The organism is Viridibacillus arvi, from assembly GCF_001274945.1.
Taxonomy (GTDB): domain Bacteria; phylum Bacillota; class Bacilli; order Bacillales_A; family Planococcaceae; genus Viridibacillus; species Viridibacillus arvi.
In genome coordinates this window covers 404,330-421,463 of record NZ_LILB01000001.1, presented here as the reverse complement: position 1 = coordinate 421,463, position 17,134 = coordinate 404,330, and the positions used below count along the sequence as shown (strand labels likewise).

The 17,134-nt window shown below is 32.7% G+C and carries 18 protein-coding genes; 12 read left to right on the top strand and 6 right to left on the bottom strand.

All coding sequences use genetic code 11. The features are described from left to right. The first annotated feature begins 162 nt into the window (after positions 1 to 162). The 9 genes from AMD00_RS01970 to AMD00_RS01930 all read left to right on the top strand — a co-directional run bounded on the left by AMD00_RS01970 (position 163) and on the right by AMD00_RS01930 (position 8,472). The gene (locus AMD00_RS01970) at positions 163 to 765 is read left to right on the top strand and encodes a TetR/AcrR family transcriptional regulator (protein WP_053415420.1); all 603 of its coding nucleotides are present in this window, start codon (positions 163 to 165) and stop codon (positions 763 to 765) included. Positions 766 to 824: 59 nt separating this feature from the next. Beyond that, positions 825 to 1,697: an alpha/beta hydrolase gene (locus AMD00_RS01965; RefSeq protein WP_053415419.1), complete on the top strand. Its 873-nt coding sequence runs from the start codon at positions 825 to 827 to the stop codon at positions 1,695 to 1,697. After that, complete coding sequence (lpdA, locus tag AMD00_RS01960) at positions 1,684 to 3,078, top strand: dihydrolipoyl dehydrogenase (protein ID WP_053415418.1); 1,395 nt, start codon at positions 1,684 to 1,686, stop codon at positions 3,076 to 3,078. Before AMD00_RS01965 ends, lpdA begins: the two co-directional genes overlap by 14 nt. Before the next feature lie 485 nt (positions 3,079 to 3,563). After that, positions 3,564 to 4,112, top strand: a complete 549-nt coding sequence (locus tag AMD00_RS01955; protein ID WP_245639417.1) for a hypothetical protein — start codon at positions 3,564 to 3,566, stop codon at positions 4,110 to 4,112. Positions 4,113 to 4,288: 176 nt separating this feature from the next. Then, positions 4,289 to 4,507 carry a histone acetyltransferase HPA2 gene (locus tag AMD00_RS24235; RefSeq protein WP_407701108.1) on the top strand — a complete coding sequence of 73 codons (219 nt, stop codon included), beginning with the start codon at positions 4,289 to 4,291 and terminating at the stop codon, positions 4,505 to 4,507. A 421-nt stretch (positions 4,508 to 4,928) separates the two neighbouring features. After that, positions 4,929 to 5,450, top strand: a complete 522-nt coding sequence (locus tag AMD00_RS01945; RefSeq protein ID WP_053415416.1) for an RNA polymerase sigma factor — start codon at positions 4,929 to 4,931, stop codon at positions 5,448 to 5,450. Continuing rightward, positions 5,434 to 6,435 carry a hypothetical protein gene (locus AMD00_RS01940; RefSeq protein ID WP_053415415.1) on the top strand — a complete coding sequence of 334 codons (1,002 nt, stop codon included), beginning with the start codon at positions 5,434 to 5,436 and terminating at the stop codon, positions 6,433 to 6,435. The genes AMD00_RS01945 and AMD00_RS01940 overlap by 17 nt, the downstream gene beginning before the upstream one ends. A 134-nt stretch (positions 6,436 to 6,569) precedes the next feature. Then, entirely contained in the window at positions 6,570 to 6,875 is a 306-nt protein-coding gene (locus AMD00_RS01935) for a hypothetical protein (RefSeq protein ID WP_053415414.1), read from the top strand. A gap of 412 nt (positions 6,876 to 7,287) precedes the next feature. Further along, positions 7,288 to 8,472: a multidrug effflux MFS transporter gene (locus AMD00_RS01930; RefSeq protein WP_053415413.1), complete on the top strand. Its 1,185-nt coding sequence runs from the start codon at positions 7,288 to 7,290 to the stop codon at positions 8,470 to 8,472. Positions 8,473 to 8,569: 97 nt separating this feature from the next. Here the strand turns inward: AMD00_RS01930 and AMD00_RS01925 are convergent, their stop codons facing one another. From AMD00_RS01925 to AMD00_RS01905, 4 genes are all read right to left on the bottom strand, one after another. Next, positions 8,570 to 9,133, bottom strand: a complete 564-nt coding sequence (locus AMD00_RS01925) for a hypothetical protein (RefSeq protein ID WP_053415412.1) — start codon at positions 9,131 to 9,133, stop codon at positions 8,570 to 8,572. A gap of 1,058 nt (positions 9,134 to 10,191) precedes the next feature. After that, positions 10,192 to 10,761: a hypothetical protein gene (locus tag AMD00_RS01915; RefSeq protein ID WP_245639416.1), complete on the bottom strand. Its 570-nt coding sequence runs from the start codon at positions 10,759 to 10,761 to the stop codon at positions 10,192 to 10,194. Positions 10,762 to 11,091: 330 nt separating this feature from the next. Beyond that, the gene (locus tag AMD00_RS01910; RefSeq protein WP_053415410.1) at positions 11,092 to 11,640 is read right to left on the bottom strand and encodes a GNAT family N-acetyltransferase; all 549 of its coding nucleotides are present in this window, start codon (positions 11,638 to 11,640) and stop codon (positions 11,092 to 11,094) included. A gap of 306 nt (positions 11,641 to 11,946) precedes the next feature. Continuing rightward, positions 11,947 to 12,336 carry a DUF1259 domain-containing protein gene (locus AMD00_RS01905; protein WP_053415409.1) on the bottom strand — a complete coding sequence of 130 codons (390 nt, stop codon included), beginning with the start codon at positions 12,334 to 12,336 and terminating at the stop codon, positions 11,947 to 11,949. Positions 12,337 to 12,497: 161 nt separating this feature from the next. Between AMD00_RS01905 and AMD00_RS01900 the strand changes: the two genes are divergently transcribed. Both AMD00_RS01900 and AMD00_RS01895 read left to right on the top strand, forming a co-directional pair. Then, positions 12,498 to 13,016 (top strand): RNA polymerase sigma factor, encoded by a 519-nt coding sequence (locus AMD00_RS01900; RefSeq protein ID WP_053415408.1) that lies wholly within the window; start codon positions 12,498 to 12,500, stop codon positions 13,014 to 13,016. Continuing rightward, positions 13,000 to 13,971 (top strand): hypothetical protein, encoded by a 972-nt coding sequence (locus AMD00_RS01895; protein WP_053415407.1) that lies wholly within the window; start codon positions 13,000 to 13,002, stop codon positions 13,969 to 13,971. Before AMD00_RS01900 ends, AMD00_RS01895 begins: the two co-directional genes overlap by 17 nt. Positions 13,972 to 14,060: 89 nt before the next feature. Here AMD00_RS01895 and AMD00_RS01890 read toward each other — a convergent pair whose 3' ends face one another. Next, a complete protein-coding gene (locus AMD00_RS01890) occupies positions 14,061 to 14,777 on the bottom strand; it encodes a ZIP family metal transporter (protein WP_053415406.1) in 717 nt (238 codons plus the stop codon). Positions 14,778 to 15,203: 426 nt separating this feature from the next. On the opposite strand from AMD00_RS01890, the gene AMD00_RS01885 reads away from it, so the two are divergent. Then, a complete protein-coding gene (locus AMD00_RS01885) occupies positions 15,204 to 15,719 on the top strand; it encodes a DinB family protein (RefSeq protein ID WP_053415405.1) in 516 nt (171 codons plus the stop codon). A gap of 222 nt (positions 15,720 to 15,941) precedes the next feature. Here AMD00_RS01885 and AMD00_RS01880 read toward each other — a convergent pair whose 3' ends face one another. Beyond that, a complete protein-coding gene (locus AMD00_RS01880; protein WP_053415404.1) occupies positions 15,942 to 16,862 on the bottom strand; it encodes a C39 family peptidase in 921 nt (306 codons plus the stop codon). Between the last annotated feature and the right edge of the window lie 272 nt (positions 16,863 to 17,134).

The window sequence follows — 17,134 nt, the reverse complement described above, 5'->3', positions numbered from 1 at the left end:
TAAGAGCCGCTTTTCATGGTAGTCCAAGTTTGAAAAACGTGTAGTGAAGAATCTTAGCTGCAAATACAGCTTAATATTTGATTTCTGTAAAAAAGTGCTTGAATTTGTATCTTACTTCCTATATATTAAAAGAGACTGAATAGTATCTTTTTGGAGGTTATAATGAGAAAAGGTGAATTAACAAGGCGTAATATTATTCTAAAATCTGCTACAATTTTCAACAAAAAAGGTTACATGACAACATCGATGAATAACATTATTCAAGAAACGAATATTCAAAAAGGAGGGATATATCGCCACTTTAAAGATAAAGAGCAGCTTATGGTTGAGTCTTTTCAATTTTCTACTGAAATAATGCAAAATCATTTACAGGCGAGTGTTTTACAACACGAGAATGCCACGGACAGATTAATCGCATTTGTAGAGGCCTTTTTAGAATTAAGTATAGGAGAACCGATTGTAGGTGGGTGTCCTATTTTTAACGCAGCCATAGAAATGGATGACTTAGAAGGGAATACGTTACTGCCATCTATCAATGAAGCAATGGATATAATGATTAATTGGTTAGTGAAAATTATAGAGGATGGTATTAGTAATCAGGAGTTGAAGCAGTCTGTAAAGCCATACGATACTGCGATATATATTGTTTCAACACTAGAAGGTGGGCTCGTATTAGACCGATTAAAGAATGATGGACAATTAACGAAGATCATAAGCAATAATTTGAAGCAATATATTTCAATGATTGCGACTGAGCGGCAATAAAGCCGTCTTTTTTATAACTAAAAAGAGACTGAAAGGTATCTTTTTTAAGGGGGATTATTATGAAATATATAGTATTCATTGCTTTCGTAGTAATTATTTTATTTTTGAGGAGATATATCATACTGCATATTTTTACACCGAAAGTAAAAGCGTTTAAAAAATACCCGAATTCAACTTATGAAGCCATTGAGATTGAGCTGAGTATTGGAACAATCCGAGGATGGCTTATTAAAAGTGAGAGGGCAAGAGGTTGCTTTCTATTAATACATGGATGGAGTTCTAATAAATCAGACATGTTACGATATGTCGATCCCTTATTAGCTAGCGGTTACGACGTAATAATTGTGGATGTTCTTGGTCATGGGCAAAGTGAGTCATTAGAAAAACAAGTGAGTATTGAATCGTTTGTCCAAAGTATAACAGCAACGATTGATTATGTTTGGGAGAGGTCAGATATTAATAGTAAGAAAATCTATGTTTTAGGCCATTCAATGGGTGGTGTAGCAGCAAGTATTGTGAATTCTACAGATTTGAGAATTCAAGCACTAATTACTGATTCAATGCCTACATCATTAAAAAGTATTAGTAAATCAATGGCCGAAAAAGTAAAACTTCCTTATATTCCTTTTGGATGGCTATTTGTCAGTTGGTTTCTATTTCGGGGAGGTGTCTTTTTAAAAGCTAGAAAAGAATGGTGTTTAGAAAGAATATTAAAAAACCAACAGTCTCCATCTCTTGCCATACACTCTATTCAAGATAAAAAAGTACCGATTACAAATGTGGATGTCCTATTAAATAATAGCAACTTTAAACAAGTAATAAAAGTTGCAACAAAAGGTCACCACAATTGTGTAAAAGATAAAAATTTTTGGGATAACGTTTTTCATTTTATAGCAAATCATGAGGGGGATACAGTAGATGAAGTATATTGATACGCTTGTAATTGGTGCAGGACCAGGAGGATATGTGGCAGCTATTCGCGCTAGTCAGAAGGGGCAAAACGTAACGATTATAGAGAGAGAGTATTTAGGAGGAGTTTGCTCGAATGTCGGTTGTATCCCATCAAAAGTGCTGATTTCAGTAGGGCACCGTTTTGAGCAAGCAAAGCATTCAGGTGATATGGGTGTTGTTGCACAAGAAGTAAAACTTAACTGGGCAAAAGTGCAAGAATTTAAAAACGGAGTAGTTTCTAAATTAGTAGGCGGCGTTAAAGGTCTATTAAAAGGTAATAAAATCGACATCGTGAACGGTGAAGCATATTTTGTAAATGCAAACACTGTACGTGTAATTGATGGTGACAACGAACAAACTTATAGATTCAAAAACGCAATCATTGCAACAGGTTCTCGACCGGTTGAAATTCCTACATTCAAATTTACTGAACGCGTAATCAACTCAACTGATGCCCTTACTTTACCAGAAGTACCAAAAAAATTAGTTGTCATTGGTGGGGGTTACATCGGTACAGAGCTAGGTTCTGCTTACGCGAATTTAGGTTCTCAAGTAACAATCATTGAAGGCGGTAATGACATCTTAGCTGGTTTCGAAAAACAAATGACACAAATTGTGAAAAAAGGTTTAAAGAAAAAAGGCGTAGAAGTTGTGGTTGGCGCATTAGCTAAAGGCGTAGAAGAAAATGAAAACGGCGTAGTTGTAACGTATGAAGCTGACGGAGAAGAAAAAACAGTTGAGGCTAACTATGTATTAGTAACTGTAGGTCGCCGTCCAAATACGGATAAATTAGGTCTTGAAGCAGCAGGTATCGAATTCGCTGAACGAGGTTTATTAAAAGTAGATAAACAATGTCGTACTACAGTACCTAACATTTATGCAATTGGCGATATCATATCTGGTCCACAACTTGCACATAAAGCTTCTTATGAAGGTAAAGTGGCTGCAGAAGCAATCGCTGGCGAAAATTCAATTGTAGATTATTTAGCAATCCCAGCCGTATGCTTTACAGATCCAGAACTTGCAACTGTTGGTTTCAATGAGGAGCAAGCAAAAGCAGAAGGTATCGAAGTGAATACAGCGAAATTCCCTTTCGCTGCAAACGGCCGTGCATTAGCTTTAAACGCAACTGAAGGTTTTGTGAAACTTGTAGCACGTAAAGAAGATAACTTATTAATTGGTGCTCAAATCGTAGGTACTGGTGCATCTGATATGATCGCAGAAATGGCACTTGCGATTGAAGCCGGTATGACTGCAGAAGATATCGCATTAACAATCCATGCTCACCCAACTTTAGGGGAGATTACTATGGAAGCAGCTGAGGTAATTATAGGGAGACCAATTCATATTGTGAAAGTATAAAGTATAACTATATTTTGAAAATATAAATAGCCACAAATCAGAGCCTACTTTGAGCAATCTTTGTTCAAAGTAGGTTCTTTTCATGTATAGCTATATGGATAAGTTTAAATCGAATAAAAATCAAACTAAATCTAACAAGTTCAATTTAAGAATTCTTTTATTTGACTTAAGGATTCTTTAAATTGACTTAAGGTATTTTTAAGATTTCATATTTATAATAAAGATACTAACACACTAAAGAATGTAAATAGGATTTGAGTTAATATTATTGAATGCTCGTTTTGGTATCGCACTTATACAAAAGTTTAATTTCTATTTGCAATTGATGATTAGTGGAATTAAGTTAGTTATTTCATATGAGAGAAAAGAACATAAAAATTACGAAAATGAGAAATAACCTAAATTTTTTGTTTAGTTTTATGTGTATCTTAAACAGGAGGATTTTTTCTCATATCAATTAGATGGTAAAATGGAGGAAACTCAATTTGAAAAAGAAATATATTTATATTCTATTAACAGATACGGGTACTCTTTTTTCGAAAACCATAAAACAATATACAAAAGCTCCTTACAATCACGCATCCATCGCTTTTGATTTGAATTTAAATGAAATGTACAGTTTCGGAAGAAGGAATCCAAGAAACCCTATAAATAGTGGGTTTGTGAAAGAAGATGTATTTGAAGGTATATATAGAGCATATCCACAAACAAAATGTGTTCTATATAAATTAGAAGTGGATGAAGAAAAATTAGAAAAATTGAAGAGCATAATTGATAAATTCGAGAAAAATAAAAACCTGTATTATTATAATTTACTAGGAATAGTTGGTGTGGCATTTAATGAACCTATTGAACCCCGGAATTCATTTTTTTGTTCTCAGTTTGTAGGGGAAGTTTTAAATAGAGCGGGTATTATCTTTTGGGATAAACGAACATCATTAGTTACACCAAATGATTTTAGAAATTTACCAGGATTTGAAGTGGTATATGAAGGAATGCTGTTAGAATATGAACCTATTAAAAGTAAAATCTAATTAAAAGAGAGCTGACATTAGTCAACTCTTTTTTTATGTAAAGCATTTCAATGTATAGCTAAACTCCGACCTCATTTATACTGCCTTCTAGCAATGTTATACGATTTACTTTTTATAGTATTTTAATTTGATATGATAAAAAGGTAGAATTATCAAAATATTAGGGGGGGTAATAAGTGATTACATTAAAACTGATGAATCAAGAAGATTTTAACCAGTATTTGTCTTTTGGTATTGAAGACTTTGCAAAAGACAAAGTAACATCAGGCAATTGGAGTGAAGATGTAGCAATTGATCTCTCTAAAAAAGAATTTTCTCGTTTGTTACCAAAAGATGAGAAATCAGATCATAATCATTTATTCTCTATCTTTCACAACCAACAATTAGTAGTTTGATTTGGATTGCTCAAACATCAACTACAAATCCAAATGAAGGCTTTATTTACGACTTTATCATTTATGAGCCACAACAAGGGCGGCTTCTTTCATAGCTTGCTTACCATATCCCTGAATACATGTATTTGGTCATAACAAAATTGCGCGTGGATTATTTGAAAAGTTAGGCTATGAAATTACGAATATAACAATGTCTAAATCGATTTAATAAAGGTATACATAGTGCAATGTTGTTTTATTATCAAATAATAACTTTTTATAAAAGCTAATTTAACAGTTCATTTAGAAGAAACATTTTGAACGGTTTTTGTTCAAAATAGTTTCTTTTTATTTGCTATGAAATAAAAAATCTAATTCAAAATTTAAGATTAATTGATTCCGAATGCAAAGTCGTTCGTCTATTAATGAAAGGGGGGATTTGATGATGCAAGAACCGTTTAAGAAGCTCTATATTTCACATAGTGATGGCATTTATAAATACATATTTTTCATGGTTAATAATAAGGAACTTGCCGAAGATTTGACGCAGGAAACGTTTTTTAAAGCAATTAAGCAATTTCAAACGTTCCGGAACGAAGCCGCAGTCACTACTTGGCTAAAGCGAATAGCGAGAAACCTTGTCTATGATCATTATCGCAAGAAGCGATTAATTCAGTTCTTACCTCTTACTCATAAGATGGATTATCAAGACGATACACAAACGCCGATGGAAGTAGTTGAAACAGGTGAGGAAATGGTGATTCTTTATGGGGCTTTAAGAAAGTTGAAAATAAGTCATAGAGAAACGATTGTGTTACGTAAAATCGAAGGATTATCAGTGAAAGAAACAGCCCAGTTCCTTGAATGCACGGAGGCAAAGGTTAAAAATAACACAGTTCGTGCAATCGCAGCACTACAAAAGATTTTACAAGAAGGGGGTCATGATGATGGATCGTTTAGATGACAAATTACAGAAATTAAATACAATAAAGCGTTCACAACAGGAGAAGTTACACACACTAGAAAAACTTTCGAATCGGATTGACAGTATACCCACAAAGAAAGTAAATTGGCAAGTTCCTGTAGTACTTGCATCCACTGTTGTTGTCTGTATCATCTTACTTCTGACAACTCTTAATGGGCCTTTACAAAAGACAGCATTAACAACAGCTACTGAGTCATTAACCAATTTTACTTCTACAGTGGAGCTAGAACGCATATATTATGTTGATTGGTCAAAAGATGTAAATTCCGACAGCTTTTTAGCAAGAGCTTCAAAACTTTACTTGGATATGAATACTATTGAAGACCAACAACAACTTTCAACATTCAGCAATTATTTTAGTCATTTAAAAGAAGTTCAGCATATAAATAAGAATGAACTTGAACCTTTTAATGATCTAATTTTGCAAGCAAGAGATGGACGGGAATGGCATATAAAAATATATAAAAATCCTGGTGAGCAATCAATTTTAAGAGACATGGAAACAAATCATTATTTTGAAATCAATACAAAGTCCGGCAATTTTGATGAGGATTTCATCGATTTATTTCTGTTTAAATTAAATATGAAACCCTTTTATATATTAATAATGTTGAATATTATTCCTGCATTAATGAGGTTAATCGAATATTTAGTGTTAAAGTTATCTTATATTCCTAGTATTCCAAAACTACAACGAAAAAATCGAGATTGGATTATCCAATTGATTATAGTGGTTGTTTGTCTACTAGCAATTGTAAGTCTTGCTTTTTATTATCAGCCTATTAATATCTTGGTGTTATTATCCATCCTAACAATGGCTATTTTGAGCAAATTTTATTTTGATTGGATATTCATTCGTGAACATCATGATTTAAAAGTACAACAAAATTATAAGTTGTATTTAAGCATACAAATCATTATTTACTTATTACTGATTTCTATGTTAATCGTCATCATTCACTAACCATACTCTAAATCGCCCTAATAATCTAAATTTCGACGAATAAATAATGATGAACTTCCCAATGATGTTTCTAGGTATACAAAAAAGGGAAATACATGTTAATCAAGAAATTTATGACGGAAGGGGATTAAGAAATGTTAATTTTGTTTTTACTTGTACTCGTGATTCTATGTTTGATCCCTTTGCTTCTTTTGGATTCACGAATAGGAATGAAAGAGGCGAATATAGATCGTGCGATTGAAATACTTGAAGATGAACTTGAAACAGGTCAGATAAAACTCTTTAAGAAACCTCAATTCAAACCCAATTTTAAATTAAGATTTGCTCATATGAAGCAAAAAACGGCAAGTAGATGGCAAGGATTTAAAGAAAAGTCTAGCCATTATAAAGATAAATTCCAATCATGGCAGCAAAGTCTAATCAATTCTTATCGTAAATAATGAGTAAATAAAAATACCTCAGCATTTAATGCTGGGGTATTTTTGTTTTGTAAAAGGTATAGATTTGAAACAAATAACATTACTTATGTATTCTCAACAATTCTTTGATAATAGAGAAAATTGGAAACGTGTCGGTAGAGTAGAATCTTAAATTCGTTTAAGTTCACTACCATACAAATTACCTATTAATATTGTAATTCTAAAAATGGGCACATATAATAGATTATATGTTTGAAAACCTAATTTCTATAAGTGTTAATACCCTCCTATAGGTATACGTAATCAAAATAATTAAAGTAGGTGTAAGCTCATGTTATTTTTTGAACGAGTTAAAATGATGGTCCCTCCAATTCCATAGCTACGATAATTAGTAATACCTGAGATTTTCTAAGTTATAGGAGGGTTATTAGAAATGAAAAAAGTCTCAGTACCATCGTTAATGTTAATGATTATTCTTGTGGCATTTCCACAAATTAGTGAAACAATTTATACACCATCGTTACCTGATATTTCTAAGGCTTTAAATGTTAGCAGCAATGCTACTCAGCTGACACTCAGTATATACTTTGCAGGTTTTGCTTTAGGTGTGTTTTGTTGGGGATGGTTGTCTGATATAATAGGTCGTCGTCCTGCTATGCTGTGGGGAATTGTAACATATGGCGTAGGTAGTCTTTTATGTTATATGGCGAACTCAATTGAACTATTATTAATTAGCCGATTTCTTCAAGCATTTGGAGCAAGTACAGGTTCAGTTGTCACGCAAACAATTCTTCGTGAAAGCGTTGATGGCCATAAACGTCATGTGATGTTCGCACAAATTTCTGCAGTCATTGCATTTACACCCGCAGTAGGACCGTTAGTTGGCGGTTGGGTTGATCAAGCTTTTGGATTTAAGGCAGTGTTTTTCACATTAGTTGTAATGAGTATTGGGATCTTTTTGTATGCATTTACAGCATTACCTGAAACAAGAGCGTCTTCTACTACAAATAAAATAAGTATTTTTCTTGTATTAAAGAGGATCATCACTGATTCAAAGGTTATTGCATTTGGATTGCTCATAGGAGGTACAAATGGTATATTGTTTAGCTATTATGCTGAAGCGCCATTTATCTTTATTGAGTATTTTAAAATGTCGCCAGGTTTATATGGTTTTTTAGGGATAGTCGTAGCCTTGTCTTCAATAATAGGAGCTAACTTATCAAAACGTTTATTAGCTGTTTATATACCAGAAAAGATAATCTATATAGGATGTCTAGTAATGATAGCAGGTGCAACGCTCTTGTCAGTTATTGTACTAACAGGAACGAATCCTACTGTATTCTACGCAGTAGTAATTCTGGTAGCAATTTTCTTGCTCTTACTAGGGATAGGAATCGCCCTACCTAATTGCCTCAGCTTGGCACTTGTAAATTTTCAAGATGTTGTTGGAACAGCAGGAGCTTTATTTAGCTTAGGCTATTATTTATTGGTTACATTGATTATTTGCGGAATGAGTCAATTGCATACAGGTTCTCTAATAATAATGCCATTGTATTTCCTTGTGCTCGTTGTCATCATGGGAATAACGAGCAGAATGTTTATCTATAGAGCTAAGTGAAAATTTTAATATAAATTTATAGATATAAAAAGGGCTATTCTAAAAGTCGGTGAAAACAACTTTTAGGGTAGCCCTATGTCATTATCTCGGTTCAGATCTATACGTCGAATTCTAAATTAACGATTTTCCATTCATCATGCACCTTTTTAAATACTAAATGTAGGAATGTTGGAGGACTAACAAGCTCAACATTATTACTTTTATAAAATTCTCTAATAAAGATGTTAAATGTTTGATTATCTTTATTATAATCGTAACCTTGAATGACCCAATCATCTAAATAGTTTTTACCGTCAAGAGTATATAAAAGCCAATCAACATTATCTATGATGACATATAACCCATTATCTTTATTTTTTAACGTTAATTCCTTTGCCATTAATGCTTGTAATTGCTTTTGATTACCTGTTTTTTGCGCTTGAACAAAGTCTCTAGATAAGTTACTTATAATTGCGAAGTTTTCTTTTTCCATTTTATAAACAGCAATTTCTTTTTTTAGCTTTTTTATTGTTTGAGTTGAATTTTCAGCTTTGCTTTCATTTTCCTTAGGTGTATCAGTATTAGCTTTTGCATGTTGAAGTTCTACAAAACCATTCGAATTTGAACAAGCTGTAAGCAACATAAAACCAAAAACAAATAATACCCAAATCTTCTTTCGCATATATTACCTCCTCAAACTTTTCTTATTAATGCAGTTTCGACGTAAGGTGGAATATTTCCTTTATTACTGAAATGATTTCAGCGATAATTAACACTTTTGCAATATACCCATCTTAATTTAAATCAAAATCAACATTTAAACTATTCTGTGAAAGATTAGAGAGAACTATTCGAAAGTGAATATAGAATTGAGAATTACTATAATAGACTGTTTAAGAAGGTGGAAAAATAGCCTTATTATGTTGACGGGGCTTTAAAGAATCACTCATATAGTGGTGTACTTTTTTGGTTTGTTAGTGTAGTTTTATAAAAATGATTGATCATTAGGAAGATACATTGGAAGAGCAAAAGTTGGCGTTGCAAATAGTGGAAAAGGAACGATACAAGGAGAAGTTAGAGCACTAAGCTCGTTTAACAAGCGTATAAACGAGGTGGCTATTAAAGTAGCAAGGAGAGTTTAAAAAAATGTGGATACATTTAATGTTTATTATACTGATAGTTTTGTCACTTGGATGCACACTATGGTTTATTAAATGGGAAAAAGAGAGTGAAACAATTTATGCTGCAAGTAGTAGCTTATTGGCCGTAATTAAACTATTACCAAGAAGAATTCAAAAAATAATATTTATAACTATGTTTAGTTTAATAACTATATGTATAACTACTCTATATATAAATTTTATAGTATATAGATAGGATTTTTAGGAACTAAGAGTCAACATAAGTATGCTCAAAGCATTTGTGATGAATAAGATAGAAGAATAAGTACCAACAGGACTGAAAATTCTGAAAATATAATTTGATTTAAGTCGTAGGATCTCCAATATTTTTTACATTTTGGGGATCTTCTTCTATTTTAGAATTCAAGAGACGAAAACAGGATTACAAAATGTCGTTTCAGATGTATATTAACGGGTTCCGTTTTAAGGTGCAAACATAAGAAAAATCATATAAATTCATATATAATTTCTGCTCTAATTTCACTGTGAATATCACAAAAAAAACGCTATTGTAAAATTATCAACAGCGTTTTTTTGTTAGATTCTTAACTGAAATGCTCTATTTTAAAAATGTCTCGGCTGGGGTAAATGCTTCCCATTGATTATATTTAGTTGTTATTAATGAAATAAACCAATATTCTCTAAATGGTTCTAGATTCTTTTCCACGATTATAATCTTCTGCCCACTTACCAAAATCTGCATAGATGTCACTAAATCGTATTTAACGGTATACCGCATTCTGGATTCGCTAAGCTTTTCTACTTTGGTAAAACGAAAGTTACTAACCCAAGGGCTTGACTGACCTGTCACCCAGTGAGTTTGCTCAAATTTTCTCCTTGATTGTTTTTGAAGCGAAGGGGACAACATCGCATATTGAACGGCACCACTTCGATTATTTACTCCTAATATCCACAATTCAGCGGCTTGTTTTGGTTCGGCTACGTGCAAATCAGCTGTAAAAGACATTAACTGGATTTCTAAAGGATTGAGTTGTACGACTTCAGTAAATTTTTCCTCAAAAGAAGGAGGAGTATCGTTCGTTTTTGCATTTACTGTTCCATAATACAACCCACAAATAAGTATACTAAATAAAACCGATAGAAGAGGGCTGTTTTTATCCAATCTCATCACCCTAAATTATATTTAGGTTTAGTTTATCCTGTTCAGTTACAATCATTCCTTATTCAACTAACCTGTCCCGTTAGTTGAATAGCAACAATCTTTTAGAAAACAACCTATATCTTTTATTACCTAGTAGTTTAAGAAATAGGCTTTAATGTACAATAAATAATTGAAATAAGCTCCTTTTAAATTACTGCAACATTAGATTGATTTAATTTGTAGTAAATAGGGTCATCTTTATAGTTTAAGCTTATAACTTGACTTTTAAAGAAAAAAATTAGAGTTGTTTTTTCCTTCCTTAAAATTCATAGAATAGCCTTTTGTAATATACGTTTATTATCCTCTTGAGTTAATAATTCCATAATATACTAGATCTTCATATCGATTTTCTTTCTTCACATGGTCAATTAATATACCTTCTTGTTTCATGCCTAATTTTTGTATAACTCTTCCTGAGGCTAGATTTGAATTGAAGTAACGAGCGAAAACCTTATGGTATTGTTTTTCTTCAAATGCGAATTGTAATATAGCTTGAGCTGCCTCTGTAGCATATCCATTTCCCCAAGATTCTTCACCAATCCAATATGCGATTTCACCATTATTAAACTGTTGATTGTTAGATAGCGCGATAGCTCCAAATAATTCTCCAGTACGCTTATCTGTTATAGCAAATTCAAATGATTTATTTGCATTAAAATTATCAAGATGATGTTCAATCCATGATATAGCATCCTCTAGAGAGTATGGATAGGGTAGGTACAATGTATTTTTATAAATATTATAGTTATTACAAAGTTTAGTAACAGCTACTGCATCAGATTTTTGAAAGAGTCTTAGTACTAGCCTTTTAGTGGTTATTGTTTTATTTTGATTATCAAATATCATAAGAAATCCCCTTACATTATATGAGATAGTACTATTACCATTGCTAAAATAGTAATTCTCCAATTAAACGATGGTAAAAACGAGCTCCCAAATAAACTAATGTCACTATCCTAGTTCTTTACTTCGACAGAAAAGGCAATAACCTTTATTAATCATGGTTAATAATCTTCACCTTCTTGACTTCTCTTCTTTTCGGTATAAAACCACCCCTTTGCTTAACCAAAGAGGTGGTTTTATAAACTTTCTAAGCAACAATTATGGACGTTATTTTGAATGTATATTAAATGACGTATAAAAAACTATGTGTTAGTGGCTTAAAACAGTGAAAGCTTCTGCAGTTTTTCTAGCAAAAGACAAAGGGGGCTCTACTGATTGGAAATGAACATATAAAATATTGGGCTTGGTAAATATCCAGTGATTATGAATTGCGCTCACAATCAACCCATTTTTAACTAATATATTTACAAATGGGGTTAACTCACTATCAAGTACGACAACTTCCCCAAGATTGAGCGCATTACCTGAATAATCAAGTGATTCAAAAGTTACCCCAGCATGTACTGCTCCATGAGATGGACGCCCTTGAATTGTGACATTCAGATTCCTTTTAACTGATATTGAGCACACACCATTTTGCATATTTGCTGTGCCATTTAATATTTGCGCACTTTGTTGGCAAAGAGATTGCAAATTCATTTTATTAAAACACCTCAATATTTTTTCTTTAGTTTATCGGCTTAGTTGAAATTATAGAACGGAGGCATATGAAATGAGAAGTGAGCGTAGCTAATTAAAAACTACATAAAACTGAGTAGTAATTCTAGCTCACTCGTCTATAGTTAAGAGGGAGGGATTTTATGGACGAAATGTCATTTCAACAAGTATATCAAACACATAATGATGCGATTTATCAATACATATTTTATCTCATACAACACAGAGAATTGGCAGAGGATTTGACCCAAGAAACATTTTATAGGGCGTATAAACAGTTTGATACATTTCGTGAAGAAGCGGATGTGAAAACATGGATAAAGCGTATTGCTAGGAACCTTGTTTATGATCATTTTAGACGCAAGCAAATTGTAAAGTTTATACCATTTGTAAATACGGATGATCGTGTTGAAAAAGATACGCCCAGCGATATTCTAGAACGGGGAGAAGCAGTTGCTAATTTATATGAGGCACTTAAAGAATTGAAACTGCCATATAGAGAAACTCTTGTTTTACGAAAGATTGATGGGCTGAGTATCAAAGAATCGGCTGATTTTCTTGGATGCTCTGAAAAGCAAGTAACAAACAATACTGCTAGAGCTTTAAAGGCATTGCAGAAGATATATGAGGAAAGGGGATATACATATGTCACAGAACTTTGATTCAGAATTCGATAAGTTAAAGAATCCTCCTCGTAATTTACGTAAACAGCAAGAAACTTATGATGAATTACTACAAAAAATTGAAGAGGTGGATACAAAGTCGAATTTTTGGACACGACTCCAATATCCTCTTATCCTCATCGCGACTTGTTTTGTGCTTTTGATCACAGTACTTACTTTAAGTCCAAATAATAGTGAAAAACCATATCAGAGTGCATCTATGGCGTTAGAAGGAGTATCGAGTCAACAGATTGAAGCAATTTATACGCTAGGTCTTGAAAATAACCAAACAAAAAATACAAAGTTTTATGGCAAAAGATCAAAAGCTTATTTTAATGTACAAAAAGTAACAGATCCCTCATATATACATTCGATTATCACTCATATACAAAATAATGAAAAAGCACAAATAGAGAATGAACAATTATCGGCTATTGCAGATTTAATAATAGTTGTTAAAGGTCAAGAAATAAAACTAAAAATATTTGAAAATACATCTCAAGAGTTATTTGTGCAAAATTGGGACACACGTGAAATGTTTCAACTAAATGATCTTTTAATACTTGAAGATTTAATGGAAATCGAAGAACAAAATAATGAATGGCGAAATATTTTTCTAGGATTAGGACTAGTTTTAGTTTTTCAATATTTAATCAAAATGCTTTTAAATCGAGTTTTTAATATTACCTTTCCTAAAGTAAGAGTGAAACAGACTCCTTTTAGAATAATTGTTTCAATAGTGATCCCTGTAGTTACTCTAAGTTTAATAAATATCCATCAATTGGATAGAGTAGCGATCAGCTATTTTTATTTTGGTGCTTTCATGGCATTATTTTCTAGTATGGATTTATTATTTGGCTGGCGTTTATATAAAGAGAATGGAGTGTTGATAAGAAATATTTTGCAACTACTTCTTATACCTGTATTTTTAATTATTATGGTGCTAGTTAAATAATCTTAGCAAGCTGGTCTGGTATATTGACCAGCTTTTTTTCTAAGTTCTATTAACTTCAACTCACACAAGAATTTTTATTCTTTTAAAAGTTAAATAAGAAAAAGAAATCCACCAATAGCAAAAAAACTAATAACAGCTATTAGTAAAATACCAGAAGAATCTTTAATAGACTCAAGTAATACTTCTTTGATTGTGACCATATATATTGTGCCCGCGGCTAAACTAATAGCAAACGACCAAAACATTGGATTGCCAATACCAATTGAATTACCTATGTAAGCACCGATGCCTACTGGTAGTGATATGATCAAAGTTAAAAAGAACAAAGTCCAGACTCCAAGACCAGCTATAAATAATGGGGTAAATACAATAATCCCTTCAGGTAGATTATGCAGTAAAATGGTATGTAACAGCGATTCCTTGACTGCAGAGTTTTGGTTTGCTCCTAGTACAATTCCTATAGGTAAATTGTGAAATGTAATGCTAAGCATTAACAATATCCCAGTTTGTAACGCACCTTTTTTCACATGATTTTTAGTTGCGCCAAATAAAACATGCAAAACTTTATGAGCAATTTGAAACAATATCACGCCTGCAAAGAAACCAAGGATTAAAGTTATCCAATTTCCAAGAATGAGTGCCTCAGGAGCAATCTCAAAGCTTAACAAACCGAGAGTTAAACCTGCGCAAATACCATAAATGATATCAATTTTCTTCTGAACACCTTTTAATATCCACGCAATTACGCCACCTACGCTAAAGCCAGCTACAGTGTAAACATACCCAATAACATAAATTAAACTCACTATATCATCCTCACTCAGACTAACTGATTGTCTGTCTATAAGTTAATATGAATTCAGTCAGGAATTTATGAAGGGGAGATAATAATGACTAGATTTAGAATTTCTTTAATACATTATTTAAGTTCTACATTGGTAGTCCTGGGCTTTGGAGACGGTCTTAGAGATGAAAGAATAGGGAATCTAGTGAAATATATATATAATCGATTAGCAATATAAAAGGGTATAAAAACATTTTTTAATCGCTTTAGCTATCCTTTTGAAATTTTGTATACACTAATGGATTTCACTGATCATTACTAGAAATGAGAACCATGTTGCTAGTTGTTTTATCTTAATGAATTTGTTTTGACTCACTTTGATGTTGCATAGTATAAACGATTGCTGCATGTAATAATAATGCAATTTTAAAGGATGGAGGTTGTTGTGATGTTGAAACTATTTCAATATAACTGGCAAGTTCGTGATGAGTGGTTTACATGGTGCGAAGACATATCGGATGAAGAACTATTAAAGAAGCGGGTCGGTGGATTCGAAAGCATCCTACATACCCTGTTTCACATTGTAGATGTGGAATATATGTGGATCTTAGGTTTACGAGGTGAACCAGTACCTGAGGAGCCATTGTTTGAGGATTATGCTAGTTTACAAAAATTGAAGAATCTTTCAGCTCAATACCATAAGAAAGTGAAACCATTTGTGACATCTTGGACAAATGAAAAGGAATCACGGAAACTTTCAGAAATTGATTTCAATGAAGAACCGATTAGTTCTAGAGACGCGCCAATTAGGCACCGAGTCATTGAATGTACACACGGAGAGATTATACGTCATGTTATTGTCCACGAAATTCACCACATTGGTCAGTTATCTATATGGGCACGTGAAATAGGAAAGGAACCTGTTTCCGCAAACCTGAGGGGAAGAGGACTATTCGACAATTAGGAATACAAGGGCATGAAATGATTAAAACTTAGGGGATTTTTGCACAGTATGATTTTTTTGATGCAGTAGGAGAATTTTTTAGTACTTCGGTATTAATTTTAGGTATTAATCATGATATGTTGCAATAACATCCTTGTTATTTAAAATATAGACCCCTAAATGAAAACTAAAATTAACAAGCACACTACCAATAATTTAGTAGTGTGCTTGTTTTAACTATTTTTATCGTACAACAACGCCCCATTGAAGAGCATTGTATGCGCGTTCAAAGTTCGTCTTACTGACCCAATATTTTTCCTTCTTACTATTTGGATCTGCTACATAGTATGATCCGTTGCTGTTGTATCCGATGACTGTAACAACATGCATATTATCAACGATATTCTTTGTACCTGCACTGCCCATTTTCCACTTGGCCCAAACTGGCTTTTTAAAATCTAAAGTTACGTAGGCAACGACTGGATTGCCTTTGTCTATTTCTTTTTTGATTTGAGTAGTAGAGTAGCCAGATACATTTGCTACTTTACTGCTATATTCTTTACCATAAGTCGTTAATGGTTTCGGGAAGATGGATTGGAATACTCCATTTTGGTTAGCATAAGGATTGCCACCAGCAAAACCTTTATACGGATTTCCACCTTTGTCTTTTGGCATATCATCTAAAAATGTACGTAAGCCGACTTTTGAATACCCTTTGTATTTTAAAGCCATCAATAAACTTGCACCTTCACAGCCAAATGGAGCATTCACTGGTGATAATTGACTTACAAAAGGTACTTTCAATGTTTTACTCGAATAGCTTTTGACTACAGTACTTGAAATCCAACCTGTTTTGTTATTTACCTTTACCTTATGCCAGGTTGTAGAACCCACTTTTTTTGTAGCATATGAAGTGAAAACTTTGCCTTTTTTCGCTGAAGCAATCACTTTATATTTAGTTCCTGCATTCGCACGAACGTTTGATATGTACAATGTCTGAATCTTTTTCACAGGTGCACTAACCTTAGTAATATGTCTATGCATTTCAGTACCAGCCGTAATAGACGTTGTTTCTGGTGTTATTGATGAGCTAGTTGCCGACAAGCCACTTAATAACAATGAAAGACTCATCGTACTTGCCATTAGAATGTTCGTTTTTTTCATTTTAAAAACCTCTCTAAGTTGTTATTTGTTAAGGTAACTCTCCACAAAATCTGTTCTACCTTTTAATAAGTAGTTTAATCACATCGAAAACGGATAATATACCATTATTATCTTATCATGTATATCACTTGTTTTGTAAAAGGAAGAAGTTATGGAATGAAATATTATCAGAAAATTTTTGGAACATTTTACTAAATAAAGCCGTTATTAATAAGGATTGAATGAATGAAGTGTTTTTGTATTCATATATTAAACAAATGGCAAAGAGTGAA

Bases quoted from the DNA above. Each gene is read 5' to 3' on its own strand.
- AMD00_RS01970 (WP_053415420.1), top strand. From the start codon at position 163: ATGAGAAAAGGTGAATTAACAAGGCGTAATATTATTCTAAAATCTGCT.
- AMD00_RS01965 (WP_053415419.1), top strand. From the start codon at position 825: ATGAAATATATAGTATTCATTGCTTTCGTAGTAATTATTTTATTTTTG.
- lpdA (WP_053415418.1), top strand. From the start codon at position 1,684: ATGAAGTATATTGATACGCTTGTAATTGGTGCAGGACCAGGAGGATAT.
- AMD00_RS01945 (WP_053415416.1), top strand. From the start codon at position 4,929: ATGATGCAAGAACCGTTTAAGAAGCTCTATATTTCACATAGTGATGGC.
- AMD00_RS01940 (WP_053415415.1), top strand. From the start codon at position 5,434: ATGGATCGTTTAGATGACAAATTACAGAAATTAAATACAATAAAGCGT.
- AMD00_RS01935 (WP_053415414.1), top strand. From the start codon at position 6,570: ATGTTAATTTTGTTTTTACTTGTACTCGTGATTCTATGTTTGATCCCT.
- AMD00_RS01930 (WP_053415413.1), top strand. From the start codon at position 7,288: ATGAAAAAAGTCTCAGTACCATCGTTAATGTTAATGATTATTCTTGTG.
- AMD00_RS01925 (WP_053415412.1), bottom strand. From the start codon at position 9,133: ATGCGAAAGAAGATTTGGGTATTATTTGTTTTTGGTTTTATGTTGCTT.
- AMD00_RS01915 (WP_245639416.1), bottom strand. From the start codon at position 10,761: ATGAGATTGGATAAAAACAGCCCTCTTCTATCGGTTTTATTTAGTATA.
- AMD00_RS01910 (WP_053415410.1), bottom strand. From the start codon at position 11,640: ATGATATTTGATAATCAAAATAAAACAATAACCACTAAAAGGCTAGTA.
- AMD00_RS01905 (WP_053415409.1), bottom strand. From the start codon at position 12,336: ATGAATTTGCAATCTCTTTGCCAACAAAGTGCGCAAATATTAAATGGC.
- AMD00_RS01900 (WP_053415408.1), top strand. From the start codon at position 12,498: ATGGACGAAATGTCATTTCAACAAGTATATCAAACACATAATGATGCG.
- AMD00_RS01895 (WP_053415407.1), top strand. From the start codon at position 13,000: ATGTCACAGAACTTTGATTCAGAATTCGATAAGTTAAAGAATCCTCCT.
- AMD00_RS01885 (WP_053415405.1), top strand. From the start codon at position 15,204: ATGTTGAAACTATTTCAATATAACTGGCAAGTTCGTGATGAGTGGTTT.
- AMD00_RS01880 (WP_053415404.1), bottom strand. From the start codon at position 16,862: ATGAAAAAAACGAACATTCTAATGGCAAGTACGATGAGTCTTTCATTG.